Below are 24,928 nucleotides of genomic sequence, written 5' to 3'. Positions count from 1 at the left end.
ACCTTCTGCAACAGGGAGAGCCATGGCCCTCGACGACACGGTCAGCTCGACGATCGAGACCGAACCGCTCCACGACATGCCCGACCTCGCGAAGCTCGTGCGCACGTTCCTCGTGCGTGAGGGCGAGAAGCCGTGGACCGTCAAGGAGGTCCGCGCGATCGCGGACGAGCTGACCGCGGAGATCGCCCGCCTGCGCGTCGAGCTCCTCGAGGCCGACGCCGAGCTGTCGGCGCTGCTGCGCAACTCCGGCGACGGCGCCGGTGACGACCAGGCCGACTCGGGCTCGAGCGCGCTCGAGCGTGAGCAGGAGCTCACCCTCGTGAACAACACCCGCGACCTCCTCGAGCAGAACGGCCACGCGCTCGAGCGCGTCGGTGCGCCGGGCTTCGGCACGTGCGAGTCGTGCGGCGAGGCCGTCGGCAAGGCGCGCCTGCAGGCGTTCCCCCGCGCGACCCTGTGCGTCGCGTGCAAGGCCCGCCAGGAGCGTCGCTGACCCGTGCGCCCTGCCCGCCGACCGCTCGTCCTCGCACTCCTCGCCCTCGCGGCGGCCGTCCTGGTCGTCGACCAGCTCAGCAAGCTGTGGGCTGTCGCCTCCCTCACCGAGGGCGAACGCACGCCGCTTCTCGGTGACCTCCTCGGCCTGACCCTGCTGTACAACCCCGGCGCCGCGCTGAGCATCGCCACCGGCATGACGTGGGTCCTCACTCTCGCTGCGGGCGCCGTCTCGGTCGTCATCCTGCGCATCGCCAACCGGCTGGGCTCGCGCGGCTGGGCGGTCGCCCTCGGGCTTCTGCTCGGCGGCGCCCTCGGCAACCTGTGCGACCGGATCTTCCGCGAGCCCGGTGTGGGCCGCGGCCACGTCGTCGACTTCATCGCCTACGGGTCGGTGTTCGTCGGCAACGTGGCCGACATCGCGATCGTCGCTGCTGCCGTGCTCATCGTCCTGCTGAGCCTGCGCGGCATCGGCGTGGACGGGACGCGGGCCGTCGACGGGGACGCCGAGGAGGCGTCGGGGGAGGCGGCCACACCCGGCAGCACCGCACCTGACGACCGCGCGCCCGACGCCGCACCGGACGACGCCGCACCAGACGACGCCGCACCAGACGACCGCTCACCTGACGAGGTGGTGCCCGCCGGCACCGGGCTCGACGCAGACGCGACGGCCGCCCCCGGGGCCGCCGGGCGCGGCGCACGCGCGACCGAGGACGCGTGAGCGGCGTCCGCTCGCTGCCGGTGCCTGACGGCCTGGGCGGCGAGCGTGTCGACGCGGGGCTCTCGCGACTGCTCGGCGTCTCGCGCACCAGGGCGGCCGACCTGGCGGGTGCCGGGGCGGTCGTGCTCGACGGTCGCGCCGTCGGCAAGTCCGACCGCCTCGTGCCCGGCGGGTGGCTCGAGGTCGACCTGGAGGCGCTCGACGGGCCCGTGGCGGAGGCTGCGACAGCGGCGGCGCAGCCGGTGCCCGGCATGCGCATCGTGCACGAGGACGACGACATCGTGGTGGTCGACAAGCCCGTCGGCGTCGCCGCGCACGCCTCACCGGGCTGGACGGGCGCGACAGTCGTCGGTGCGCTCGCGGCTGCCGGCTACCGGGTGGCGACGTCCGGTGCGGCCGAGCGTCAGGGCGTCGTGCACCGCCTCGACGTGGGGACCTCCGGTCTCATGGTCGTGGCCAAGAGCGAGCACGCCTACTCGGTGCTCAAGCGGGCGTTCAAGGAGCGCACCGTCGACAAGACGTACCACGCCGTGGTCCAGGGGCACCCGGAGCCGACGACGGGGACGATCGACGCGCCCATCGGGCGGCACCCCACGTCGGACTGGAAGTTCGCCGTCACGGAGTCGGGCAAGCCGTCGGTCACGCACTACGAGGTGCTCGAGATGTTCCCCGCCGCGTCGCTCGTCGAGGTGCACCTCGAGACCGGGCGGACGCACCAGATCCGCGTGCACATGTCCGCGCTGCGGCACCCCTGCGTCGGTGACGTGACGTACGGCGCCGACCCTGCGCTCGCCGCCCGGCTCGGTCTCGAGCGGCAGTGGCTGCACGCCGTCCGCCTCGGGTTCGACCACCCCGCCACGGGCCAGTGGTTCGAGGTCTCCAGCGAGTACCCGGCGGACCTCGCGGGCGCGCTCGCGACGCTCCGCGACACCTACCGCTGACCTCGGGGACGGCCCGCGTGGCGGCGTGACGCGCGTCTCGCGCCGATCGCGCGACGCGGGCCCGAGCGGCACCGGGCATGTCGGTCCGGCCACCTAGAATCGCTCGCATGGCTGCTGCAGGTGGATCCGACTTCGTCCACCTCCACGCACACACCGAGTACTCGATGCTCGACGGTGCCGCGCGCCTCGACGACCTGTTCGAGGAGGTGGTGCGCCAGGGGCAGACCGCCATCGCGATGACGGACCACGGCTACCTGTTCGGCGCGTTCGAGTTCTGGAGCAAGGCGCGCCGCGCGGGCGTCAAGCCGATCATCGGCCTCGAGGCCTACCTCACGCCCGGCACGAGCCGCCACGACCGGACGCGCGTCAAGTGGGGCGAGGCGCACCAGAAGTCGGACGACGTCTCCGCCAACGGGTCCTACACGCACATGACGCTCCTCGCGAAGTCGACGGAGGGCATGCACAACCTGTTCCGGCTCGGGTCGCTCGCGTCGCTCGAGGGTCAGATGGGCAAGGCCCCCCGGATGGACCGGGAGCTCCTGCAGACCTACGGGACGGGCCTCATCGGGACCACGGGCTGCCCCTCGGGCGAGGTCCAGACGCGCCTGCGGCTGGGGCAGTACGACGAGGCGGTCCGGGCGGCCGCCGACTTCCAGGACATCTTCGGCCGGGACAGCTTCTACGTCGAGCTCATGGACCACGGCCTCGACATCGAGACCCGCGTGCAGAAGGACCTCCTGCGGATCGCCCAGGAGATCGGTGCGCCGATCATCGCGACGAACGACCTGCACTACGTCAGGCGTGAGGACTCCGCGTCCCAAGAGGCGCTGCTGTGCATCAACTCGGGGTCGACGCTCGCGGACCCGGACCGCTTCAAGTTCGACGGCGACGGCTACTACGTGAAGTCCGCCGCCGAGATGCGTCGCCTGTGGGGAGAGCTGCCTGAGGCGTGCGACAACACGCTGCTCGTGGCGGAGCAGTGCGAGGTCGAGTTCAACACGTCGGCCAACTACATGCCGAACTACCCGTGCCCCCCGGGAGAGAACGAGACGTCCTGGTTCATCAAGGAGGTCGAGAAGGGCCTGCACTACCGCTACCCGGACGGCATCCCCGACCACGTCCGGCGCCAGGCGGAGTACGAGACCGAGGTCATCACCCAGATGGGCTTCCCGGGGTACTTCCTCGTGGTCGCCGACTTCATCAACTGGGCGAAGGACAACGGGATCCGGGTCGGCCCCGGCCGCGGCTCAGGCGCGGGCTCGATGGCCGCGTACGCGATGCGCATCACGGACCTCGACCCTCTTGCGCACGGTCTGATCTTCGAGCGGTTCCTCAACCCCGACCGCGTCTCGATGCCCGACTTCGACGTCGACTTCGACGAGCGCCGGCGCGGTGAGGTCATCCGCTACGTCACCGAGAAGTACGGCGAGGACCGCGTCGCGCAGATCGTCACCTACGGCACCATCAAGGCGAAGCAGGCGCTCAAGGACTCGAGCCGGCTCCTGGGCTTCCCGTTCGCGATGGGGGAGAAGCTCACCAAGGCGATGCCCCCCGCGATCATGGGCAAGGACATCAGCCTCACCGGGATCTTCGACCCGCAGGACAAGCGGTACCAGGAGGCCGAGGAGTTCCGTCAGCTGCACCAGGCGGACCCGGACGCGCAGCGTGTCGTCGAGCTCGCCAAGGGCATCGAGGGCCTGAAGCGTCAGTGGGGCGTGCACGCGGCCGGCGTGATCATGTCGAGCGAGCCGCTGATCGACATCATCCCGATCATGCGCCGCCCGCAGGACGGCGCGATCATCACGCAGTTCGACTACCCCACGTGCGAAGGCCTCGGCCTGATCAAGATGGACTTCCTGGGGCTGCGCAACCTCACCATCCTCGACGACGCACTGCTCAACATCGAGATGAACGGCAAGGAGCCGATCGAGCTCGAGACGCTCACGCTCGACGACCCGGCGACGTACGAGCTGCTCGGCCGCGGTGACACCCTCGGCGTGTTCCAGCTCGACGGCGGCGGCATGCGCACGCTCCTGCGCCTGATGCGCCCCGACACGTTCGAGGACATCTCGGCCGTCGGTGCGCTCTACCGCCCGGGCCCGATGGGTGCGAACTCGCACACGAACTACGCGCTGCGCAAGAACGGCATGCAGCCGGTGGTGCCGATCCATCCCGAGCTCGCCGAGGCGCTCTCGGAGATCCTGGGCACGACGCACGGCCTGATCGTGTACCAGGAGCAGGTCATGGCCATCGCGCAGAAGGTCGCCGGGTACTCGCTCGGCCAGGCCGACATCCTGCGGCGCGCGATGGGCAAGAAGAAGAAGTCCGAGCTCGACAAGCAGTTCGAGGGCTTCTCGCAGGGCATGCAGGACCGCGGGTTCTCGATGGACGCGGTCAAGACCCTGTGGGACATCCTGCTGCCCTTCTCGGACTACGCCTTCAACAAGGCGCACTCCGCCGCCTACGGCGTCGTGTCCTACTGGACCGCCTACCTCAAGGCCAACTACCCGACCGAGTACATGGCGGCGCTCCTGACGAGCGTGCGCGACGACAAGGACAAGTCGGCCCTTTACCTCGGTGAGTGCCGCCACATGGGCATCACCGTGCTGCCTCCCGACGTGAACTCGTCGTCGGCGAACTTCACCGCCGTGGGGGTCGACATCCGCTTCGGGCTCACCGCGGTCCGCAACGTGGGTGCGAACGTCGTGGACGCGATCGTCGAAGCCCGCGAGGCGAAGGGGGAGTTCACCTCCTTCACGGACTTCCTGGACAAGGTCCCGGCGGTGGTCTGCAACAAGCGGACGATCGAGTCGCTCATCAAGGCGGGCGCGTTCGACTCGCTCGCGCCGAGCCGGCGAGCCCTGCTCCTCGTCCACGAGCAGGCCGTCGACGCCGTCGTCGGCGTCAAGCGCAAGGAGGCCGAGGGGCAGTTCGACCTGTTCGCGGGGTTCGGCGGCGACGACGAGGACGACGCCTCACTGACCTTCCGCATCGACGTCCCCGACGTCCCGGACTGGGACAAGAAGCAGCGCCTCGCCTTCGAGCGGGAGATGCTCGGCCTGTACGTCTCCGACCACCCGCTGTCGGGCCTGGAGCACGTCCTCGCGCAGGCTGCGGACTGCTCGATCGCGACCCTCATGGCCGACGAGTCACGCGCCGACGGCTCCATGGTCACGGTCTGCGGTCTCGTCACGTCGCTCCAGCGCAAGATGTCGAAGAACGGCAACCCGTGGGCGGCCGTGACCCTCGAGGACATCGACGGCTCGGTCGAGATCATGTTCTTCGGCGAGACGTACCTCGCGTACTCGACCGCACTGGCCGAGGATGCGGTGATCACGGTCCGGGGCCGGGTGCGACGGCGCGACGAGACGATGCAGCTCCAGGCGGTCGAGGTCTCCCTGCCCGACGTCTCACAGGTCGAGTCCCGGCCGATCACGATCACCCTGCCCGTCTCGCGCTGCACCCCGCCCGTGGTCGAGCGGCTCCGCGAGGTGCTCGCGACGCACCCGGGCGTGACCGAGGTGCACCTTCGGCTGACCCAGCCCGGCCGGTCGACCGTGATGCGCCTCGAGGAGAGCCTGCGCATCGAACGGTCGCCGGGTCTGTTCGGGGACCTGAAGGCGTTGCTCGGCCCGGGCTGCCTCGCGACCTGACGCCAAGCTCGGTCACACCGACCTCGATGCCCCCTCGATGCGCGCGAGCGGCGCAGGCAGCCGGCGTGCGGACCGCCCGCCCGTCGCCGCGTGGCGGCGAGCGGCGGCGGGCGGCGCCTAGACTCTGCCGGTGATCCACCTGACGCCCGAGCAGCACGTCTTCGTGACCGAGCGGCACCTCGCGACGCTCGCGACGTCGCGACCTGACGGCACGCCCCACGTGGTCCCGGTCGGGTTCACCTGGGACCCCGACGCGGGTCTCCTGCGGATCACGACGCGCGACGCGTCCGCCAAGGTCCGCAACATCGAGGCCGCGCGGGAGCGCCTCGGCGTCGCGCACGGTGCCGTCTGCCAGGTCGACGGCGGGCGGTGGCTCACGCTCGAGGGCACGCTGACGGTGTCCCGGGACCCCGAGGAGGTCACGGACGCGATGCGCCGCTACGCGCTGCGGTACCGGCAGCTCGAGCACGACCCGCGACGCATCGTGCTCCGGCTCGCTGTGACCCGGGTCATGGGGTCGGACTACATGACGCGCTGAGCGCGTCAGCCGGACGGGTCAGGAGTGGGACGCCTCACGCGGACCGGCGGACTCGCGCTAGCCGACGCGGAGCCGCTCCTCGCCGCCGGGCAGACTGACGACGACCTGGTCGCCGGCGACGAGCTGTCGGCCGCGCCGCTGCTCGGGCTCCCCGTTCACCGTGACCTCACCGTCGGCGAGCAGGGCGCGCGCGTGGGCGCCCGACTCGGCGAGGCCCGAGAGCTTGAGGAGCTGGCCGAGGCGGATGACGCCGTCGCCCACGTCGATCGTCTGTGCGTCCACCCCACCAGTCTGGCAGCCGCTGCCGACGTGTCGTCCGCAGGCCCGCTGGCCTCTGCGGCCCCGCTGGCCTGCCGCCCCGCCGGGCTGTCGACGTGTCGTCCCGCCGGTCGCCATCTCGCGCCCGTCCGTCGGCCTGCCCGACGCCGGGGCGCCGGCCGGCTGCGAGCCGTGACCCGTCGAGCGGACGCGCCGGTGCCGCTCGGGGCGGGCGACCTAGACTGCGTGCTGTGATCACCCGTATCGACCTGCGTGGTCGTCGCCTGACCCCCCGTGAGCTCACCGCCGTCCTGCCGCGGCCCGACCTCGACGTCGAGGGCGCGGCCGAGCACGTGGCGCCCCTCCTGGACGACGTGCGCCATCGCGGTGCTGCGGCGCTGCGCGACCTCGCCGAGCGGTTCGACGGTGTCCGGCCGGTCCACCTGCGCGTCCCGGCGGACGCGATGGTGTCGGCCCTCGAGGCCCTGGCGCCCCAGGTGCGGGCTGCGCTCGAGGAGTCGATCGTGCGGGTGCGCGCCGTGCACGCCGCGCAGCGTCCCACGGACCTCGCCGTGGACCTCGCGCCTGGCGCACGGGTGCGCCAGCGGTGGCTCCCCGTGAACCGCGTGGGCCTGTACGTCCCGGGTGGGCTCGCCGTGTACCCGTCGTCGGTCGTGATGAACGTGGTCCCTGCGCAGGAGGCGGGAGTCCGTTCCCTCGTCGTGGCGAGCCCTCCGCAGAAGGCGAGCGGCGGCCTGCCGCACCCCACGATCCTCGCCGCGTGCGCCCTGCTGGGCGTCGAGGAGGTCTACGCGGTCGGTGGCGCGCAGGCCGTCGCGATGCTCGCGTACGGGGCGAGGGGAGAGACGGCGGACGACGGCGAGATGCTGTGCGAGCCGGTCGACGTCGTCACCGGTCCTGGCAACCAGTACGTCACGGCCGCCAAGCGGCTCGTCCGGGGCGTCGTGGGCATCGACTCGGAGGCTGGGCCCACCGAGATCGCGGTCCTCGCCGACGCGACCGCGGACCCACGCCACGTCGCTGCCGACCTCGTCTCGCAGGCGGAGCACGGGCCGACGTCGGCATCCGTCCTCGTCACCGATGCGATCGGGCTCGCGGATGCCGTCGAGGCGCTCCTGCCCGGCGTCGTGTCCGCAACGAAGCACAGCGAACGTGTCGCGACGGCGCTCGCCGGGCCGCAGTCGGCCGTCGTCCTGGTCGACGACATCGACCACGGCCTGGCCGTGGTGAACGCGTACGGGGCCGAGCACCTGGAGATCCAGACGGCAGACGCGGGCGCGGTCGCAGATCGCGTCACGAGCGCGGGAGCCATCTTCGTCGGCCCGTGGGCGCCGGTCTCGCTCGGCGACTACATGGCGGGCTCGAACCACGTGCTGCCCACGGGCGGCTGCGCGCACTACGCGAGCGGCCTCGGCGTGCACAGCTTTGTCCGCGCGGTGCAGGTCATCGAGTACGACCAGCCTGCGCTCGCCGTGCTCGCGGACCGGATCGTGGCGCTCGCGCAGGACGAGGACCTCCCCGCCCACGGCGAGGCGGTCCAGGCGCGGTTCGACGCCTGAGCCCTCGCTCAGCCCGCGGGTCCCTCAGCCCGCGGGTCCCTCGGCCCGCGGGCCGCTCAGCCTGCGGGTTGCTCAGCCCGCGGCGAGGGTGAACGGCAGGACGTGCGCCGCACCGGCGTCCCGGAGCAGGCGTGCGGCGACGGTGACCGTCCACCCGGTGTCGTAGCGGTCGTCCACGAGCAGGACGGCGCGCCCGGGAAGCCCGCCGCGCGCGGCGTCCGAGAGGTCGAGGTGCAGCCGCCGTGCGACCGAGGCGAGGCGTTGCGCCGAGTTGACGTCGTGGCGTCCAGGGCCGGCTGACGGGTCGGGACGGACGTGCCCGACGAGGGGGACGCCCAGGTGCCGGGCGGCAGCCGTCGCGAGGTGCTCCACGAGAGCCGGCCTGGATGCCGACGCGACGACGACGACACCGTCGACCTCAGGGTGCCAGGCGTCGAGGACCTCGAGCACCGCGCCCCGCAGGGCCGCGGGCACGGGACCGTCCTCGACCGCGCCGCCGACCGGCGTCAGGAGGGCGCGCAGGACGGCACCGAGACCCAGCCCGTCCAGCCGCCCCACGGCTCGCCCTGGCTCGGCGCGCTCGGTCTCCCCGATCTTGCCGCGCAGCTCGAGCCCGAGGGTCCCGAGGCCGCTCGGCCACTGCCGCCTCGGCTCGAGCGGTGTGCCCGGGACGGCGAGCTGCTCACGGGCGGCCGCGACCGCCACCGCATCGGGGGCGGCAGCGGCCGTCACGCCGCCGCACCGGTCGCAGCGACCGCACCGCCAGCCCGGCTGCTCGGCGAGCTCGGGGTCGTCGAGGGCGGCACGCAGGAACGACATCCGGCACGTCGTCGAGCGGACGTAGTCGAGCATCAGCTGCTGCTCGGCGCGCCGTGTCTCGGCGACGCGGGCGTAGCGCTCCGCGTCGTAGGCCCAGGCGCGCCCGGTCGCCTCCCAGCCGCCCTTGACGCGCCGGACCGCGCCGTCCACGTCGAGGACCTTGAGCATGAGCTCGAGGCGGTTCCGGCGCAGGCCGACGTAGGGCTCGAGCGCGGCGGTCGAGAGCGGGCCGCCCGCCGTCGTCAGCGCGTCGATCGTCGCCCGGACCTCCGCCTCGGGCGGGAACGCCATCGAGGCGTACCAGTCCCAGATCGCGCGGTCGTCACGCCCGGGGAGCAGCACGACGTCGGCGCGCTCGGTCGCGCGTCCGGCACGCCCCACCTGCTGGTAGTACGAGATCGGCGAGCTCGGGGCGCCCACGTGGACCACGAACCCGAGGTCGGGCTTGTCGAAGCCCATGCCGAGCGCGGAGGTCGCGACGAGGGCCTTGATGCGGTTGGCGAGGAGGTCCTGCTCCTGCTCGAGCCGCTCGGCCGGGTCCGTATGACCGGTGTACGCACGTACCTCCATCCCGGTGCTGCGCAGGTGATCGGCGACCTGCTCGGCCGCCGCCACCGTGAGGCAGTAGACGATGCCGGACCCGGCCATGCGCGGGAGCTCCTGAGTCAGCCACGCGAGCTGCGCGGCGTGGTCGGGCAGCTCGCGGACCGCGAGCCGCAGGCTCTCGCGCTCGAGCGTTCCCCGGAGCACGAGCACGTCGGCAGCGGGGGCCGCGGCGTCCACGGTCGCCCCGGCGGCGAGCTGCTCCGCGACGTCCGCAGTGACCCGTGCGTTCGCGGTCGCGGTCGTCGCCAGCACGGGCGTCCCGGTGGGCAGCTCCTCGAGCATCGTGCGGATCCGGCGGTAGTCGGGGCGGAAGTCGTGCCCCCAGTCCGAGATGCAGTGGGCCTCGTCGACGACGAGCAGCCCCGCGTCGCGCGCGAGACGGGGGAGCACCTCGTCGCGGAAGGCGGGGTTGTTGAGCCGCTCGGGGGACACGAGCAGGACGTCGGTCGTCCCTGACGCGACCCGCGCGTGGACGGTCTCCCACTCGTCGGTGTTCGCCGAGTGGATGGTCTCCGCCTGGATGCCCGCTCGCCGCGCCGCCTCGACCTGGTTGCGCATGAGCGCGAGAAGGGGGGACACGATGACGGTCGGACCGGCGCCGAGCTCGCGCAGGAGCGCGGTCGCGACGAAGTAGACCGCCGACTTGCCCCATCCGGTGCGCTGGACGACGAGTGCACGGCGACGGTCGACGACGAGCGCCTCGATGGCCGTCCACTGATCGGCTCGCAGGCGTGCGTCGGGGTGCCCGACGAGGTCGCGGAGCACCTCCTGGGCGCGGCGCTCGAGTGCAGCACGGTCCGGCGTCGCGCCGAGGGAGCGCTCAGGTCCCGGCCCGGGAGCCCCGGCGAGGCGGGTCTGCGGTCGCTGGTCGACGGCGGCGCTGGGTCGGTCGGTGGGCTCAGGCGAGGTCGGCGGCACCCTGGAAGTGTCGCAGCCGGCTCCCACACGAGCGCGTGCCGCGGGTGCCAGACTGACGGCATGAGGTGGCCCGTGCGTCGTGCGGTCGCGCTCGGTGCCGCCGTCGGGCTGCTCGCCGGGTGCTCGACGAGCGACGACGCGGGCGGCGCGGGCGACGCGGGCGGCGGGGGACCGGCACCCGCGGGGACGGTGGAGTACCGACCGGGGATGACCGCGTCGACGAGCCTGCCCGACGGCGCGCCGCAGGGCGTCGTCGTGCTCGTCCCGGGTGGCGGCTGGTCCAGCGCCGACCCGTCCGGCCTCGTACCGTTGTCCCAGGACCTCGTCGACGGCGGGCTCGCCGTCGTGACCATCACCTACGGCACGGCCGGCACGGGTGACCGGTTCCCTGTCCCGGTCGACGACGTGCGGTGCGCCGTCCGCGTGGCCGCCGACCAGGTGCCCGGAGTGCCCGTCGTGGTCGTGGGGCACTCCGCCGGCGCTCACCTGGCGTCGCTCGCCGGCCTCGTCCCGCAGGCGTCGGCGCAGGGTCGTGAGACGTGCGAGGTCCCGGAGGCGCAGGCGGACGGCGTCGTCGGGCTGGCGGGTCCCTACGACGTCGCGGCGACGGGAGGTCTCGCGCAGGACCTCTTCGGCACCGCCCAGGCGCAGGACGCCGAGCGCTGGCGCGAGGGGAACCCCCTCGCGCAGGCCGCCGAACGCCCCGGGCTGCCGTTCCTCCTCGTGCACGGTGACGCGGACACGGTCGTCCCGATGTCGTTCACCGACGCGTTCGCCGACGAGCTCGTCGCCGGCGGGCACGACGTCACCGTGGAGCGGCTCGCGGGGGTCGACCACGCGGACGTCTACCTGCCGGACGTCGTCGGGCCCCTGATCCTGGAGTGGGTCGGGTCGGCCGTCGGCCAGGGGTGACCGGGCTGCGCGTGGGGTCCCGGACCGGGACCCGGGGGCGGCGACCCGGCTGGGCCTAGGATCGGTAGCCGGACGGCGCCCACAGGTGCCGGTGACGTGTCGTGGAGCGTGTGACGTGCCTGTCCTTGAGATCGTCGGCTGGCTGGGCTCGGCCGTCCTCGTGCTGTCCCTGCTGCAGACCCGCGTCATGCGGTTCCGGGTCCTGAACACCATCTCGTGCGCCGTGCTCATCGCGTACAACGCGATCGTCGGCGTGTGGCCCATGGCGGCCATGAACGTGGTGCTCGTCGGGATCAACATCTGGGTGATCGCACGGCTCCTGCGTCAGCGCCACGACGCGCGCGTGTACGACGCGGTGCCGATCGGCCTGGACGAGCCGTACCTGCGCCACCTGCTCACACGGCACAAGGACGACGTCGCGGCCTTCAACCCGGGCCTTCCCGCGGACGTGACCGAGGCCGCCGACCACGCGTTCCTCGTCAGCACCGAGGACCAGGTCGTCGGCGTCGTGCTGTCACGCGCCGGTGAGCGGCCCGACGAGCAGCAGGTGGTGCTCGACTACGTCCTCCCGGCGTTCCGGGACTTCACGCCCGGCGAGTTCGTGTTCCGCCCGGACGGACCCTTCGCGGCCCTGGGCACGCGCCGGGTCGTGGCGTCCGACGGCATGGCCGCGTCCGAGAAGTACCTGCGCGCCGTCGGGTTCGTCGAGCGCGATGGCCGGCGGGTCCTGGAGCTCGGCGCCGCCTGACGCCGGACCCAGCGCCACGGCGGGCACCCGAGCACGCGTCGGCGTCGGGCGCACGGTCGGGGCCGACGGCTGACGGGCGGTGGACGGGACGTCGCCGGTTGGCGCGCCTGGCTACGATCGAGCCCGTGACCGCCCCCGACCTCCCGCTGCGTCCCGAGCTCCGTGGTCTGGAGCCGTACGGCGCCCCGCAGCTGGACGTCCCGGTGCTCCTCAACGTCAACGAGAACCCCTACCCGCCGTCCGACGCCGTCGTCGCGGACGTGGCACGTGCGGTCGAGGCCGCGGCGCGCGGGCTCAACCGCTACCCGGACCGGGACTTCGGTGCCCTGCGCACGGACCTGGCCGCGTACCTGCTCCGGGAGTCGGGCGTCGAGCTCGACGCCGCGCAGGTCTGGGCGGCCAACGGGTCGAACGAGGTCATGCTGCACCTGCTCCAGGCGTTCGGTGGACCCGGCCGGACAGCGCTCTCCTTCGCGCCCACGTACTCGATGTACCCGGAGTACGCCCGGGACACCGCCACCGTCTGGGTCGCGGGGCGCCGTGCGGAGGACTTCTCGCTCGACCTCGACGAGGTCGAGCGCATGACGACCGAGCACCGGCCGTCGGTCATCCTGCTCGCGAGCCCGAACAACCCGACGGGAACCGCACTGCCGCGGGGCACCGTCGAGGCCGTCCTCGCGGCAGCGGACGCGGTGCCGGGTGGCTGCGTCGTCGTCGTGGACGAGGCCTACGGCGAGTTCAGGCGCACAGGCACCCCGTCGGCGCTCGAGCTGCTCGGGGCGCACCCGAACCTGGCCGTGGCACGGACGATGTCGAAGGCGTTCGGCCTCGCGGGGGCCCGGGTCGGCTATCTCGCGGCCTCGCCCGCGCTCGTGGACGCGCTGCGCGTCGTGCGCCTGCCGTACCACCTGTCGGCGGTCACGCAGGCGGTGGCACGTGCGGCGCTGGGGCATGCGACCGAGCTCATGGCTCAGGTCGGTGCGCTGCGCGAGGAGCGCGACGCGACGGTCGCGTGGCTGCGCGCGCGAGGGCTCACGGCGGCCGAGAGCGACGCGAACTTCGTGCTCTTCGGCCGGTTCGCGGACCGGCACGCCGTCTGGCAGGGTCTGCTCGACCGTGGCGTGCTGATCCGCGAGACGGGTCCGGACGGGTGGCTCCGGGTGTCGATCGGCACTCCGGCGGAGATGGCGGCCTTCCGTGCCGCCCTCGTGGAGGTGGCGGGACTGTGACCACAGGCAGCACGGGCAGCACCCCGGCGGGTGCCCGCGTCGGGCGCGTCGAGCGCACGACGTCCGAGTCGAGCGTGCTCGTCGAGCTCGACCTCGACGGCACCGGGCGCACCGAGATCTCCACGAGCGTGCCGTTCTACGACCACATGCTCACCGCCCTGGGCAAGCACTCGCTCATCGACCTGACCGTACGGGCGACCGGCGACACGCACATCGACGCGCACCACACGGTCGAGGACGTCGCTATCGCGATCGGCGAGGCGCTGCGGCTCGCGCTCGGCGCCAAGGCGGGCATCGGCCGCTTCGGCGACGCCCTGGTGCCGCTCGACGAGGCCCTGGCGCAGGCGGTCGTCGACGTCTCGGGACGCCCGTACCTCGTCCACTCCGGGGAGCCCGCCGGCCAGGAGTACCACCTCATCGGAGGGCACTTCACCGGGTCGCTCACGCGGCACGTCCTCGAGTCGATCGCCCACCACGCGGGCATCTGCATCCACATGCGCGTCCTGGCCGGGCGCGACCCGCACCACGTCGTCGAGGCGCAGTTCAAGGCCCTCGCCCGCGCGCTGCGAGCGGCCGTGGCGCCGGACCCGCGCGTGGACGGGGTGCCCTCCACCAAGGGCACCCTGTGACCGAGGGGCAGGTGCCCGAAGAGGACCCCGGCACGCCCCGGTCCGGTGCAGGGACGGGCGATCCGGCACCGCCGACGGTCGCCGTCGTGCTGACGAAGGTCGCGGTCGCGCAGGGCCTGGCGGCCGCGTGCGCGCTGAGCAAGGTCCCGGTCGACGCGGCGCCGACGGAGATCGGTGCGGTCGCGGTCTGCCGGTCGACGGAACCGGGGGAGCCGCAGCGTGCTGCCCAGGTCATCTCCCAGCTCCTGGCGAACACCCCCGTGGTCCTGGTCGAGCAGCGCGCGGGTCACATGACCGCGACGCGCTGGTCGCGCGGAGCGCCCGACGGCGAGGTACCCGCGGTGCTCATGCTCGACGGCGCCCCGCCGGAGATCGAGCAGGTCCTGCTCGGCGTCCTGACCGTCGCCGACCTGACGGGAGTGGTGTCCTCGGTCGGGATGTCCCGGTGGCGTGCGACGCGGTTGCTGGCCGCCGCTGCGCGCGCCGCCCGCCGGCGCTGACCGCTCGCGCGTCGACCTGCCGCGCGTACGGGACCCGCCCGTCCCGCGCTGCGCGCCGCACGGCGGGTCGGGGTGGATCTGGACATGGGCGGGCGGCGGCGCCCCGGCCCCGTAAAATCCTGGGGTGACCTCTCCCAGCGTCGTCGTCCTCGACTACGGCTTCGGCAACGTGCGCTCCGCGGTGCGCGCGCTCGAACGTGTCGGGGCGCAGGTCGAGCTCACGTCCGACGCCGATGCCGCCGCACGCGCGGACGGCCTCGTGGTCCCCGGCGTCGGCGCCTTCGCGGCCGTGATGCACGGGCTCCGTGCGGTCCGCGGCGACCAGATCGTCGACCGTCGCCTCGCCGGGGGGCGTCCGGTGCTCGGCATCTGCGTCGGCATGCAGGTCATGTTCGACGCGGGGGACGAGCACGGTGTGCGCACGGACGGGCTGGGCGAGTGGCCGGGGGTCGTCGACAGGCTGGACGCGCCGGTCGTCCCTCACATGGGGTGGTCCACGATCGACGCGCCCGAGGGCTCGACGCTGTTCCGCGGCATCGAGCAGGAGTACTTCTACTTCGTGCACTCGTACGCGGCCCGCTCGTTCGGCCCGCTGGGCGACGCGCGGTTCACGCCGCCCAAGGTCACGTGGGCCGAGCACGGCGAGCGCTTCGTCGCGGCCGTCGAGAACGGGCCGCTCGCGGCCACGCAGTTCCACCCCGAGAAGTCCGGCGACGCCGGCGCCCAGCTGCTCGAGAACTGGGTCACCACCCTGAAGGGACACTGAGGCTCCGCATGACTCGACTCCAGCTCCTCCCCGCCGTCGACGTCGCCGACGGTCAGGCGGTGCGCCTGGTCCAGGGCGCCGCGGGCTCCGAGACGTCCTACGGGAGCCCCCTGCAGGCCGCGCTGGACTGGCAGGCGGGCGGCGCGGAGTGGATCCACCTGGTCGACCTCGACGCGGCGTTCGGCCGCGGCTCGAACGCCGACCTCCTCGCGTCCGTCGTGGGGACGCTCGACGTGAAGGTCGAGATGTCGGGCGGGATCCGTGACGACGCGTCGCTCGAGCGTGCCCTCGCGACGGGGTGTGCGCGAGTGAACCTCGGTACCGCCGCGCTCGAGGACCCGGACTGGACGGCCAGGGTCATCGCCGAGCACGGCGAGGCCGTGGCGGTCGGCCTCGACGTGCGCGGCACGACGCTCGCTGCGCGCGGCTGGACCCAGGAGGGCGGTGACCTCTGGGAGGTGCTCGAGCGCCTCGAGGCCGCGGGCTGCCCGCGGTACGTGGTGACGGACGTGACGAAGGACGGGACCCTGCGCGGCCCGAACGTCGAGCTGCTCCGCGACGTCTGCGCGCGTACCGGGTCGCCGGTGGTCGCATCCGGTGGCATCTCGAGCCTCGCCGACCTCGCGGCACTGCGCGAGCTCGTTCCTGACGGCGTCGAGGGAGCGATCGTGGGCAAGGCGCTCTACGCCGGCGCGTTCACGCTCCCCGAGGCGCTCGACGTCGCCGGACGCCCGGTGTGACGATCGGCGCTCCTGCGGGGCAGGCGGGGCCCGGGCGCGCCCTGCCGGGCCCGTCGCCGTTCGCGGGGGACGACGGGACGGCCGATCCGGCGCTCATGGCCGCGCTGTCGGCCCACCTGGGCGGGGCGGCCGGCCTGGGCGACGTCGTCGCAGCCCTCACGTCGGCCCGCGTCCTCGTGCCCGTGCTCGCCCGGCTGGAGGCGGCGGGTGTCACCGCGGACGGCCTCGAGGTCGACAAGGAGGCCTCGGCGGGCGTCGTCGCCGTGCGCGTCCCGGACGGGCGCGCCGCCCTCCCGGTGTTCACGAGCGTCGCGTCCATGCAGGCGTGGCGTCCGGAGGCCCGCCCTGTCCCGTCGTCGGCGCCGCGTGCTGCGGTGGCTGCGCTCGCCGAGGGCTGGGAGGCGCTCCTTGTCGACCCGGCCGGCCCGGTCGCCGTGGTCCTTCCCCGCACCGCTGTCCGTGCCCTCGCGACGGGCCGGCCCTGGCGGCCCGCGGTCGAGGGCGGGAAGGTCCGTCCCGACGTCCGCGCGGCTGTCGTGGGGGCCGTCGCGGGCATGGAGCACGTCACGTCGGTCGACGTCCGCCCGGGGACGGGGACGGCGGTGGCTGTCGTGCTCGGGCTGCGTGACGGGCTGGACCGTTCCGGGCTCGACGAGGTGCTCACGCGGGTCGGGGCGGCCCTCGCCGCGCAGGCGCTCGTCGTGGACGCGGTCGACGCGCTCGAGGTCCGCGTCGAGCGCGCACCCTGAACAGCGGCGAGGCCGGCGCGCGGGGACCGACGGTCAGCGGCGGCGTCCGCGGCGACGCACGGCCCAGCTGACCGCGACGACGGCGACGAGCCCGACGAGCTGACCGCCGAGGATGACGCGGCCGAGGTCGAGGGCCGGTTGCCACTGGACGTCCGCGCCACGCACGACGTAGACGCCGATGGGCTTGACCCGGACGGCGAACGCACCGCCGGCACCCGAGCCCGACGCCTCCCCGCGGGCCGAGGCCCTCTCGGCGTCGCTTCCGCCACCTCCGACGCCGCCGGAGCCGTGCCCCGAGCCCGAGCCGCCGGTGACCCTCGCGACGGGGACGAGCATGGTCTCGCCCTGGCGGATGGGCTCGCCGAAGGCTCGGCGCACGCTCAGCGCGTCCCCCGCCACGCGTGTGACCAGGGTGCGCGCCCCTCGGTCACGGCCGTGCCAGCGCCCGGTCCCGTCAGGTCCCTCGGGGACGTCCTCGGTGGGCTGCCCGGCCCCCCGTGCCTCGCTCGGGCTCGACTCGGGGGCGCTGTGGTCGTCTCGGCTCGATGCAGTCATGGTCACATCGTGCCCCCGGCGCGCCGCGCGGCACAGCAGATCCGCGCCACGCGTCTCCCCAGCGGCGTGGGACGCGTCGGGCGCCGACGCGGGCGGATCCTGCGACGACCGCGAGGGTCAGGACCCGCAGCCCGGGGCCGGTGTGAACGCGGACTCGTCGGCCAGCAGGTTGCGGAGCGTGCTGACGGGGACGATGAAGCTCTGACCGGCGGCGTTCTTCGCGTAGACCACGCCCACCACGCGGCCGTCGGCGTCCAGGACCGCGGACCCCGAGCTGCCCGGTTCGACCGGCGCGTCGGTCACGAGGACCTCGCCGAGGTTCTCGTTGAGCGGGTCCGTCGTGGTGCCGATCACCTGGCCCGTGGTGAGCGTGAGCGCACCACCTTGCGGGTAGCCGACGACCGTGACGGCGTCCCCGCGCACGGGGTCGCTCGTCGCGAGCTCGGGTGACGTCGGCAGCGCCTGCGCGGTCCGCACGACGGCGAGGTCCGCGAGCGCTGCGGTGCTCGACGCGGTCACGGCGACGTCGCGACCGTCGTACGTGGAGACCTGGAGGTCGGCAGAGTCCGCGACGACGTGCCGGTTGGTGATGAGGGTGGTCGCGTCGATCGCGAAACCGGAGCCGGTCGAGAGCGAGCTGCACCCGACGTTACGGATGCGCACCGCCATGCGCTGGACGGCGTCGAACCCGTCCGGCGAGAGGTTGCCGGTCCCGGTGGGTGCCACCTCGGGCACGTCGGTCGGGACGAAGTCCGTCACCGGGGGGCCGGGCATGCGGGGGATCTCCTCGACGACGGCGCAGCCGGCGAGGGCGAGCATGGCGGCGAGACCTGCCGCGGCTGTCGCCGTGCGCACCGGGGCCGGGCGCGGGCGAGGTCGGCGCACCCGTGCGCGCGTCATGGCGCGAGCTCCCGCTGCAGGGCCGTGTTGGCCTCGGTCGCGGCCTGGCACAGGGCCTGCACGTCGTTGCCGAACTGCTCCAGCTCGGTCGGGTCGTACTGTGCGGCGTTCTCCATGTAGCCGATGAGCTGGTTCTGGCCCTGGACGCACTGGTCCAGCGCGAGTGCGACGTCCCCCGCGGCGTCCGTCACGCGCGCCTGGTAGTCCGCGAGCTGGCGCTGGACCTCGCGGTCGTCGCCGAGCTGGGCCTTCTCGTCCGCCAGCTCGACGATCCGCTCCTGCGCCGTCGCGAGCTGCGCGCGTACGGCGTCGAGCTCGGACTGGGCGCCCTCGAGCTCGGCCTCGGTCGTCGCGACCTGCGACCCGAGGTCACGTGCGGAGTCGAGGTAGTCCGCCGACCTCTGCTCGAGCGCCTTCGCGACGACGAACAGGTACACGGCCGCCGCGGTCGCCAGGACCAGTGCCCCGGCGAGGACCGGGACGGCGCGGCGCCGACGGGGGCGGTGCCGGTGGCTCACGGGCGCGGTCTGCCCCGCGGTGTCGTCCGCACCCAGGACCGTCGGCGCGTCGCTGTGCACCTCGGCGCGGACGGTGGCCGCCGTGCCTGCTGCCACCTCGGGTGCCGTGCTGGGGGCGTCCTCGGACGCGGTGCTGCCGACGTCCGCGGGTGTCTCGCCACCCACGTCCGACGACGTCGTGCTGGGAGCGTCCGACGACGTCGTGCTGGGGGCATCCGACGAGGTCGCGCTGCGGGCCTCCGACGGCGTCGTGCTGGGGGCGTCCGAGGACGTCGCGCTGGCGGGCGCGGCCAGGCCGGTGCTGCCGTTCGCGGGATCGGCGTGGTCCGGCGCCGGCCGCGGGACGGGCGCCTGCAGACGCTCAGCCGTCGACGGGTCGGTCACGCAGCCAGGATAGGAGAGTCAGGCCGTCGATGACGCGCCCGGCCGCCGATCGGGACGCCGGGTCAGGTCGCGGACGGCGCCACGGCCCCGGTGAGCTTCTCGCCGGGACCCTCGCCGGGGGCGTCGGGGAACGGCGACGCCTCCCGGAACGCGAGCTGGAGCGAGCGCAGCCCGTCACGCAGAGAGCGGGCGTGCTGGTTGCCGATGTCGGGTGCCGAGGCCGTCACCAGGCCAGCGAGGGCGGTGATGAGCTTGCGAGCCTCGTCGAGGTCCATGAGGTCGACGCCACGCACGCCGTCGGCGTCGGGCCCGAGGCCGCACTTCACGGCCGCGGCGCTCATGAGGTGGACGGCCGCGGTCGTGATCACCTCGACCGCCGCGACGTCCGCGATGTCGCGCATCTGGCTCGTGGCGGTGTGCGTGTCGGCCGCCGGACCGTCCGACCGAGGGTGCGTGTCGTCGTTCATCCGCTGATCCTCTCACCGCCGCGGGGTGGCTTAGCGGTGGTGCCGCCGTGGACGTGCCGGCGGGCCGTCATGGTCGGCCCGCGGCACGTCCACGGCGGCCCGGTCAGCCGCCGCCGACGCTCAGGCGACCGGCAGCGCCGACGTCGCCGGCTGGCCCGTCTCGACGGGGGCCGTGCCCTGGAGGTTCGCGCGGAGAGCAGACCCGAGCCCGGCGTCGACGTTGGTCCAGTAGGCGATCGCCCGTTCACGGATGTCCTCGCTCTTCACGCCGCCGACGTGGCCCGTGATGGTGTCGAGGAACCGTGCGCGTGCCGCGTCGTCGAACACCTCGCGGTACAGCGTGCCGGCCTGGCCCCAGTCGCTGTCCTGCTCGTGGAGGGTCGCTGCCGCCCGGACGAGCGCGCCGTCGGACTCCCACCCGGGAGACTCGGCCGCGCGACCCGGCTCGGCGTGCGCCCCGCCGCGTGAGTTGGGTGCGTACACCGGGACGTCGGGCCCGCTGAACGTGTACCGCGCGGCGCCGTCCTGCGAGTAGGCGTGCACGGGCGCCGCGTGGGGTGCGTTCACCGGGAGCTGCGCGTGGTTGGTGCCGACGCGGTAGCGGTGGGCGTCCGCGTAGGAGAAGATCCGCGCGAGCAGCATCTTGTCCGGGCTCGCCGCGATGCCGGGGACGAAGTTCGAGGGGGCGAAGGTGGCCTGCTCGATCTGCGCGAAGTAGTTGTCGGGGTTGCGGTCGAGCCGCATGGTCCCGACCTTGATCAGCGGGTAGTCCGCGTGGGGCCAGACCTTCGTCAGGTCGAACGGGTTGAAGCGGTAGCCCGCGGCGTCGTCGTACGGCATGACCTGGACGTAGAGCGTCCACGACGGGTGGTCGCCCCCCTCGATGGCGTCGTGCAGGTCCCGGATGTGGACGTCGGCGTCGGAGCCCGCGAGCTGCGAGGCCTCGTCGGGGCTGAAGTTCTGGATGCCCTGGTCGGTCTTGAAGTGGTACTTGACCCAGAAGCGCTCGCCTGCGGCGTTGATCCACTGGTAGGTGTGCGAGCCGAACCCGTCCATGTGCCGCCAGGACGCGGGGATGCCGCGGTCGCCCATGAGCCAGGTGACCTGGTGCGCGGACTCGGGCGACAGCGACCAGAAGTCCCACTGCATGTCGTTGTCGCGCAGGTGAGAACCCGGCAGACGCTTCTGCGAGTGGATGAAGTCGGGGAACTTGATCCCGTCGCGGATGAAGAAGACGGGGGTGTTGTTGCCGACCAGGTCGTAGTTGCCCTCGGTCGTGTAGAACTTCAGCGCGAAGCCGCGCGGGTCCCGCCACGTGTCGGGCGAGCCCTGCTCGCCGGCGACGGTCGAGAAGCGCGCGAGCATCTCCGTCCGGGTCCCGGGCTGGAAGAGCGCGGCGCGCGTGAAGGATGACACGTCCTCGGTCGTGGTGAACGTGCCGAACGCGCCGCCGCCCTTCGCGTGGACGACACGCTCGGGCACGCGCTCGCGGTTGAACTGGGCGAGCTTCTCCACGAGGTAGTGGTCGTGCAGGACGATCGGGCCGTCCGCGCCGACGGTCTGGGCGTGGGCGTCGGAGGCGACGGGTGCCCCTGCGTTGGTGGTCGTGTACGGCGTCTGCGTCACGGTGTTCCTCTCGTGTGCGTGCCGTCCCGTGCGGGTCGGCGTCGCCCGGCGGGCCAGGTCAGGCCGCGTCGGGTGCGACCGGCTGGTCGCGTGTCGTGTGCGTGTCGGGGGCGGACTGGCAGGCAGGGCAGAGGCCCCAGTAGGTGACCTCGGCGGTGTCGATCGTGAACCCGCTGGTCGAGCTCGGGGTGAGGCAGGGCGACGGGCCGACCGCGCAGTCCACGTCGTCGAGCGCCCCGCAGCCACGGCACACGACGTGGTGGTGGTTGTCGGCCACCCGACGCTCGTAGCGCGCCGCATGGCCCGCCGGCTCGATGCGGCGCAGCATCCCGACGTCGGTGAGCGCGTGCAGCACGTCGTAGACCGCCTGCACGGAGACCGTGGGCAGGGCGCGCCGGACCTCGGTCAGCACCCGGTCCGCGGTCGCGTGGGGCACGCGACCCACCGCCTCGAGCACCGCCAGGCGTGGGGCGGTGACCCGCAGCCCCCGCTCGCGCAGCGCGTTCGTGTCGGTCATGATCGCATCGTCGCACACCAATCTGGAATCGTTCAAGAATCGGGATGGCGTATGGGCGTCGGGCCCCGGGTCTGCGGCACGCAGCGCCCACCCCCGACCTCCGACCCCCGAGGGGAGGGTGCTACGCTTGCTGCGACCCATCGGTGAGTTGCGTCTGCACTCGTGCTCACGTGACGCGCCGATGCACAAGTGGAGCTGATCCCACCCGCGTGCCGACCGACCCTCCGGGGCGACAGGTGCCGGGTCCGGTCCGAGGGTTGTGGTGCGCGTCAGCGTTCACGGCCCGGTGCTGTGCATGCCCCGTGCGTGCCGTCACCACCGGACGCAGGCCTCCGCTCGTGCTCAGCAGCGGAGGCCTTCTTCGTTGCTGGTGGTCCCACGACGAGCACGAGGAGCAGCACATCAGCGAGCCCCGCATCAACGATCGGATCCGCGTCGCCGAGGTCCGCCTGGTCGGCCCGAACGGCGAGCAGGTCGGCATCGTCCGCGTGGAGGACGCCCTGCGTCTCGCGCAGGAGGCGGACCTCGACCTGGTCGAGGTCGCACCTGACGCCCGCCCCCCGGTCTGCAAGCTCATGGACTACGGGAAGTTCAAGTACGAGGCCGACATGAAGGCCCGTGAGGCCCGGCGCAACCAGGCCAACACGGTGCTCAAGGAGATCCGCTTCCGCCTCAAGATCGACCCGCACGACTACGGCACCAAGAAGGGCCACGTCGAGCGGTTCCTCAAGGCGGGGGACAAGGTCAAGGTCATGATCATGTTCCGCGGTCGTGAGCAGTCGCGTCCGGAGATGGGCGTTCGCCTCCTGCAGCGCCTCGCCGACGACGTCGTCGAGCTCGGCTTCATCGAGAGCATGCCCAAGCAGGACGGGCGAAACATGATCATGGTGCTCGGCCCGACGAAGAAGAAGGCCGACGCCAAGGTCGAGCAGCAGCAGCGTCGACGCGCCCAGGAGGCCGAGGCCAACGAGGTTCCCGGCGCCGAGGCGGCTCCCGCAGCGCCCGTCGCCCAGCCTGTGAGCGCTCAGCCGGCCGCGGCCGCGCAGCAGCCCGCTGAGGTCGAGGTGGCCGAGGTCGCATCGACGCCCGCCGTCGCGGAGTCGAAGGCCGCTCCGGCGCCTAAGGCTGCTCCGGCACCCAAGGCCGCTCCGGCACCCAAGGCCGCTGCGCCCGCGGCAGCCAAGGCCGCCGCTCCTGCTGCCCCGAAGGCTGCAGCGCCCGCGGCAGCCGAGGCCGCAGAACCGGCGCCCACGACCGCGGCACCCGCCGCGGCCAAGGCGCCGGCCGCGAGCACGCCCAAGCCCACCCCGGCGAAGGCGGCGGCTGCACCGACACCGGCCAAGCCGGCAGCGAAGCCGGGGGCCCCCAAGCCCGCGGCCCGCGCCAAGGCGTCTGGTTCCGAGCAGGCGTAGACCACCTGTCCCGTGCGGGCCCACCGGCCCGGACATGAACGTGTCGTCCTCCCCGGGACGACCTGATGGAAGAGAGCACACCAGTGCCGAAGAACAAGACGCACAGTGGTGCGAAGAAGCGTTTCCGGATCACCGGGACCGGCAAGCTCATGCGTGAGCAGGCAGGCGCCCGGCACCTGTTCGAGCACAAGTCGAGCCGTCGGACCCGTCGTCTCGCCTCCGACCAGGTCGTCTCGGCCGTCGACACCCCCAAGATCAAGAAGCTGCTCGGCAAGTGAGCCCCGCGGCGTGCTCAGCACGCCTCGGCCTCACCTGTGAGCCCCGAAACGCAAGGAGCATCACGTGGCACGCGTGAAGCGGGCAGTCAATGCCCAGAAGAAGCGTCGTACGACTCTCGAGCGCGCCAGCGGTTACCGCGGGCAGCGTTCTCGCCTGTACCGCAAGGCGAAGGAGCAGGTCACCCACTCCCTCGTCTACGCGTACCGCGACCGCAAGGCCCGCAAGGGTGACTTCCGTAAGCTGTGGATCCAGCGCATCAACGCGGCGTCGCGCGCCCAGGGGCTGACGTACAACCGTCTGATCCAGGGCCTCAAGCTCGCCGGCGTCGAGGTCGACCGCCGTGTCCTCGCGGACATGGCCGTCAACGACGCGCCCGCGTTCAACGCCCTCGTCAAGGTCGCGAAGGACGCTCTCCCGGCAGACGTCAACGCGCCCTCGGCGGCGTGACAGCGACGCAGGCGACCCACTGAGCACCACCCCCGGACGCCCGGCAGTGCCCGAGCTGACCAACCCCCGCGCTGAGCGGGTGAAGGCGGTCAGGGCACTGGCCGGGCGTTCGGCGCGTGCACGCCACGGCCAGTTCCTTGCCGAGGGCCCCCAGGCCGCCCGTGAAGCCGTGCGGTCGCACGGCAGCGGGTTCAGCGTGCGGGACCTGTACGTCACGGACGCAGCGGCGCAGCGCCATCCTGAGATCCCCGCCGAGGCGACGGCCGCCGGGATCCGGGTGCACACGGCATCGCCCGAGGTCCTCGAGGCCATGAGCGGCGACGCGCAGGGCGTCCTCGCCGTGGTCGCCGGCTCCGCGAGGTCGCTCGCTGACGTCCTCGCCGGCGGCCCGCAGCTCGTCGCGGTGCTCGCCCACGTGCGCGACCCGGGCAACGCGGGTGCCGTGATCCGCGCCGCGGACTCCGCCGGCGCGGCGGCCGTGGTCGTCACGTCGGAGAGCGTCGACGTGCACGGCCCCAAGGTGGTGCGCTCCACGGCCGGGTCCCTCTTCCACGTCCCGGTCGTCACGGGCGTGCCCCTGTCAGAGGTCCTGAGCTCGTTGCGCGCCGCAGGCCTCACCGTCCTGGCGACGGACGCCGCCGGTGCGCACGACCTCGACGACCTGCAGGACGAGGCGGCCGACGCGCGGCGCACCTCGCCGCAGTGCGGAGGCGAGCACTCCGACGCCGCCACCTCCAGCGGCGCGCGTGCGCACGACCGCGCGACGCCCGACCTGTGCGCGCCGACCGCCTGGCTGTTCGGCAACGAGGCGTGGGGCCTCTCGCAGGCTGATCGCGATGGCGCGGACGCCGTCGTCCGCGTGCCGATCCACGGGCGTGCCGAGTCGTTGAACCTCGCGACGGCCGCCGCGGTGTGCCTCTACGCGTCCGCGCGCGCGCAGCGCTGAGGCTTCACAGCTCGGGTGGGTGACGGCGTCGCCCACCCCGGTGCCGTCCCGTGCCGCGACGTGCGCCGTCCGTCATGC

Annotated in this window: 27 protein-coding genes; 19 read left to right on the top strand and 8 right to left on the bottom strand. The window is 73.3% G+C overall.

The genetic code is table 11. The features are described from left to right. Positions 1–22 precede the first annotated feature (22 nt). From FZ988_RS14295 to FZ988_RS14275, 5 genes are all read left to right on the top strand, one after another. Positions 23–493 carry a TraR/DksA family transcriptional regulator gene (locus FZ988_RS14295; RefSeq protein ID WP_149204708.1) on the top strand — a complete coding sequence of 157 codons (471 nt, stop codon included), beginning with the start codon at positions 23–25 and terminating at the stop codon, positions 491–493. A 3-nt stretch (positions 494–496) separates the two neighbouring features. Further along, the gene (locus FZ988_RS14290) at positions 497–1,213 is read left to right on the top strand and encodes a signal peptidase II (protein WP_223145147.1); all 717 of its coding nucleotides are present in this window, start codon (positions 497–499) and stop codon (positions 1,211–1,213) included. Continuing rightward, on the top strand, positions 1,210–2,154 hold the full coding sequence (locus FZ988_RS14285; protein ID WP_149204707.1) for an RluA family pseudouridine synthase: 945 nt from the start codon (positions 1,210–1,212) through the stop codon (positions 2,152–2,154). Before FZ988_RS14290 ends, FZ988_RS14285 begins: the two co-directional genes overlap by 4 nt. Before the next feature lie 107 nt (positions 2,155–2,261). Further along, complete coding sequence (gene dnaE / locus FZ988_RS14280; RefSeq protein ID WP_149204706.1) at positions 2,262–5,807, top strand: DNA polymerase III subunit alpha; 3,546 nt, start codon at positions 2,262–2,264, stop codon at positions 5,805–5,807. Positions 5,808–5,937: 130 nt separating this feature from the next. Further along, entirely contained in the window at positions 5,938–6,345 is a 408-nt protein-coding gene (locus tag FZ988_RS14275; protein WP_149204705.1) for a pyridoxamine 5'-phosphate oxidase family protein, read from the top strand. Positions 6,346–6,402: 57 nt separating this feature from the next. Here the strand turns inward: FZ988_RS14275 and FZ988_RS14270 are convergent, their stop codons facing one another. Beyond that, positions 6,403–6,627, bottom strand: coding sequence for an RNA-binding S4 domain-containing protein (locus FZ988_RS14270; RefSeq protein ID WP_246169520.1), 225 nt, complete (start codon positions 6,625–6,627; stop codon positions 6,403–6,405). Positions 6,628–6,854: 227 nt separating this feature from the next. On the opposite strand from FZ988_RS14270, the gene hisD reads away from it, so the two are divergent. Next, on the top strand, positions 6,855–8,183 hold the full coding sequence (gene hisD, locus FZ988_RS14265; RefSeq protein WP_149204703.1) for a histidinol dehydrogenase: 1,329 nt from the start codon (positions 6,855–6,857) through the stop codon (positions 8,181–8,183). A gap of 72 nt (positions 8,184–8,255) precedes the next feature. Here the strand turns inward: hisD and FZ988_RS14260 are convergent, their stop codons facing one another. Continuing rightward, complete coding sequence (locus tag FZ988_RS14260) at positions 8,256–10,526, bottom strand: RecQ family ATP-dependent DNA helicase (protein ID WP_149204702.1); 2,271 nt, start codon at positions 10,524–10,526, stop codon at positions 8,256–8,258. A gap of 60 nt (positions 10,527–10,586) precedes the next feature. Between FZ988_RS14260 and FZ988_RS14255 the strand changes: the two genes are divergently transcribed. The 8 genes from FZ988_RS14255 to FZ988_RS14220 all read left to right on the top strand — a co-directional run bounded on the left by FZ988_RS14255 (position 10,587) and on the right by FZ988_RS14220 (position 16,799). Next, positions 10,587–11,438, top strand: coding sequence for an alpha/beta fold hydrolase (locus FZ988_RS14255; protein ID WP_149204701.1), 852 nt, complete (start codon positions 10,587–10,589; stop codon positions 11,436–11,438). 115 nt (positions 11,439–11,553) lie between these two features. Then, on the top strand, positions 11,554–12,186 hold the full coding sequence (locus tag FZ988_RS14250) for a YgjV family protein (RefSeq protein WP_149204700.1): 633 nt from the start codon (positions 11,554–11,556) through the stop codon (positions 12,184–12,186). 125 nt (positions 12,187–12,311) lie between these two features. Beyond that, positions 12,312–13,415: a histidinol-phosphate transaminase gene (locus FZ988_RS14245; RefSeq protein ID WP_246169519.1), complete on the top strand. Its 1,104-nt coding sequence runs from the start codon at positions 12,312–12,314 to the stop codon at positions 13,413–13,415. After that, entirely contained in the window at positions 13,412–14,044 is a 633-nt protein-coding gene (gene hisB / locus FZ988_RS14240) for an imidazoleglycerol-phosphate dehydratase HisB (RefSeq protein ID WP_149204699.1), read from the top strand. The genes FZ988_RS14245 and hisB overlap by 4 nt, the downstream gene beginning before the upstream one ends. Positions 14,045–14,130: 86 nt before the next feature. After that, positions 14,131–14,544 (top strand): hypothetical protein, encoded by a 414-nt coding sequence (locus FZ988_RS14235; protein WP_246169518.1) that lies wholly within the window; start codon positions 14,131–14,133, stop codon positions 14,542–14,544. A 124-nt stretch (positions 14,545–14,668) separates the two neighbouring features. Continuing rightward, positions 14,669–15,310: an imidazole glycerol phosphate synthase subunit HisH gene (gene hisH / locus FZ988_RS14230; RefSeq protein ID WP_149204697.1), complete on the top strand. Its 642-nt coding sequence runs from the start codon at positions 14,669–14,671 to the stop codon at positions 15,308–15,310. A gap of 8 nt (positions 15,311–15,318) precedes the next feature. Continuing rightward, entirely contained in the window at positions 15,319–16,050 is a 732-nt protein-coding gene (priA, locus tag FZ988_RS14225) for a bifunctional 1-(5-phosphoribosyl)-5-((5-phosphoribosylamino)methylideneamino)imidazole-4-carboxamide isomerase/phosphoribosylanthranilate isomerase PriA (protein ID WP_149204696.1), read from the top strand. Next, positions 16,047–16,799 carry an SseB family protein gene (locus tag FZ988_RS14220; protein ID WP_342781320.1) on the top strand — a complete coding sequence of 251 codons (753 nt, stop codon included), beginning with the start codon at positions 16,047–16,049 and terminating at the stop codon, positions 16,797–16,799. Before priA ends, FZ988_RS14220 begins: the two co-directional genes overlap by 4 nt. Before the next feature lie 33 nt (positions 16,800–16,832). On the opposite strand, the gene FZ988_RS14215 is transcribed toward FZ988_RS14220, so the two are convergent. The 3 genes from FZ988_RS14215 to FZ988_RS14205 all read right to left on the bottom strand — a co-directional run bounded on the left by FZ988_RS14215 (position 16,833) and on the right by FZ988_RS14205 (position 18,868). Beyond that, positions 16,833–17,354: a spore germination protein GerW family protein gene (locus tag FZ988_RS14215; RefSeq protein WP_149204695.1), complete on the bottom strand. Its 522-nt coding sequence runs from the start codon at positions 17,352–17,354 to the stop codon at positions 16,833–16,835. Positions 17,355–17,471: 117 nt separating this feature from the next. Next, positions 17,472–18,254 carry a S1C family serine protease gene (locus FZ988_RS14210; RefSeq protein ID WP_425457991.1) on the bottom strand — a complete coding sequence of 261 codons (783 nt, stop codon included), beginning with the start codon at positions 18,252–18,254 and terminating at the stop codon, positions 17,472–17,474. Continuing rightward, the gene (locus FZ988_RS14205) at positions 18,251–18,868 is read right to left on the bottom strand and encodes an AAA family ATPase (protein WP_149204694.1); all 618 of its coding nucleotides are present in this window, start codon (positions 18,866–18,868) and stop codon (positions 18,251–18,253) included. The genes FZ988_RS14210 and FZ988_RS14205 overlap by 4 nt, the downstream gene beginning before the upstream one ends. On the opposite strand from FZ988_RS14205, the gene FZ988_RS14200 reads away from it, so the two are divergent. After that, the gene (locus FZ988_RS14200) at positions 18,855–19,169 is read left to right on the top strand and encodes a hypothetical protein (protein ID WP_149204693.1); all 315 of its coding nucleotides are present in this window, start codon (positions 18,855–18,857) and stop codon (positions 19,167–19,169) included. The genes FZ988_RS14205 and FZ988_RS14200 overlap by 14 nt on opposite strands. A gap of 49 nt (positions 19,170–19,218) precedes the next feature. On the opposite strand, the gene FZ988_RS14195 is transcribed toward FZ988_RS14200, so the two are convergent. The 3 genes from FZ988_RS14195 to FZ988_RS14185 all read right to left on the bottom strand — a co-directional run bounded on the left by FZ988_RS14195 (position 19,219) and on the right by FZ988_RS14185 (position 21,766). After that, entirely contained in the window at positions 19,219–19,557 is a 339-nt protein-coding gene (locus FZ988_RS14195) for a DUF1844 domain-containing protein (protein ID WP_149204778.1), read from the bottom strand. Positions 19,558–19,743: 186 nt separating this feature from the next. Continuing rightward, positions 19,744–21,249, bottom strand: a complete 1,506-nt coding sequence (locus FZ988_RS14190; protein ID WP_149204692.1) for a catalase — start codon at positions 21,247–21,249, stop codon at positions 19,744–19,746. A 58-nt stretch (positions 21,250–21,307) separates the two neighbouring features. Beyond that, positions 21,308–21,766 carry a Fur family transcriptional regulator gene (locus FZ988_RS14185; protein WP_149204691.1) on the bottom strand — a complete coding sequence of 153 codons (459 nt, stop codon included), beginning with the start codon at positions 21,764–21,766 and terminating at the stop codon, positions 21,308–21,310. A gap of 302 nt (positions 21,767–22,068) precedes the next feature. Here FZ988_RS14185 and infC point away from each other — a divergent pair, with 302 nt between their 5' ends. From infC to FZ988_RS14165, 4 genes are all read left to right on the top strand, one after another. After that, a complete protein-coding gene (infC, locus tag FZ988_RS14180; protein WP_246169517.1) occupies positions 22,069–23,178 on the top strand; it encodes a translation initiation factor IF-3 in 1,110 nt (369 codons plus the stop codon). An 83-nt stretch (positions 23,179–23,261) separates the two neighbouring features. Further along, positions 23,262–23,456: a 50S ribosomal protein L35 gene (gene rpmI, locus FZ988_RS14175; protein WP_149204776.1), complete on the top strand. Its 195-nt coding sequence runs from the start codon at positions 23,262–23,264 to the stop codon at positions 23,454–23,456. Positions 23,457–23,520: 64 nt separating this feature from the next. Then, the gene (gene rplT / locus FZ988_RS14170; RefSeq protein WP_149204690.1) at positions 23,521–23,904 is read left to right on the top strand and encodes a 50S ribosomal protein L20; all 384 of its coding nucleotides are present in this window, start codon (positions 23,521–23,523) and stop codon (positions 23,902–23,904) included. A 46-nt stretch (positions 23,905–23,950) separates the two neighbouring features. Continuing rightward, complete coding sequence (locus FZ988_RS14165; protein WP_149204689.1) at positions 23,951–24,850, top strand: TrmH family RNA methyltransferase; 900 nt, start codon at positions 23,951–23,953, stop codon at positions 24,848–24,850. Positions 24,851–24,928 lie beyond the last annotated feature (78 nt).

It is taken from the genome of Actinotalea subterranea (assembly GCF_008364845.1).
Lineage (GTDB): Bacteria > Actinomycetota > Actinomycetes > Actinomycetales > Cellulomonadaceae > Actinotalea > Actinotalea subterranea.
This window is presented reverse-complemented; position numbering and strand designations above follow the sequence as displayed.

Coding starts and splice junctions, on each gene's coding strand:
- FZ988_RS14295 (WP_149204708.1), top strand. CDS start 23: ATGGCCCTCGACGACACGGTCAGCTCGACGATCGAGACCGAACCGCTC.
- dnaE (WP_149204706.1), top strand. CDS start 2,262: ATGGCTGCTGCAGGTGGATCCGACTTCGTCCACCTCCACGCACACACC.
- FZ988_RS14255 (WP_149204701.1), top strand. CDS start 10,587: ATGAGGTGGCCCGTGCGTCGTGCGGTCGCGCTCGGTGCCGCCGTCGGG.
- priA (WP_149204696.1), top strand. CDS start 15,319: ATGACTCGACTCCAGCTCCTCCCCGCCGTCGACGTCGCCGACGGTCAG.
- FZ988_RS14215 (WP_149204695.1), bottom strand. CDS start 17,354: ATGACTGCATCGAGCCGAGACGACCACAGCGCCCCCGAGTCGAGCCCG.
- FZ988_RS14210 (WP_425457991.1), bottom strand. CDS start 18,254: ATGACGCGCGCACGGGTGCGCCGACCTCGCCCGCGCCCGGCCCCGGTG.
- FZ988_RS14195 (WP_149204778.1), bottom strand. CDS start 19,557: ATGCGCGACATCGCGGACGTCGCGGCGGTCGAGGTGATCACGACCGCG.
- FZ988_RS14185 (WP_149204691.1), bottom strand. CDS start 21,766: ATGACCGACACGAACGCGCTGCGCGAGCGGGGGCTGCGGGTCACCGCC.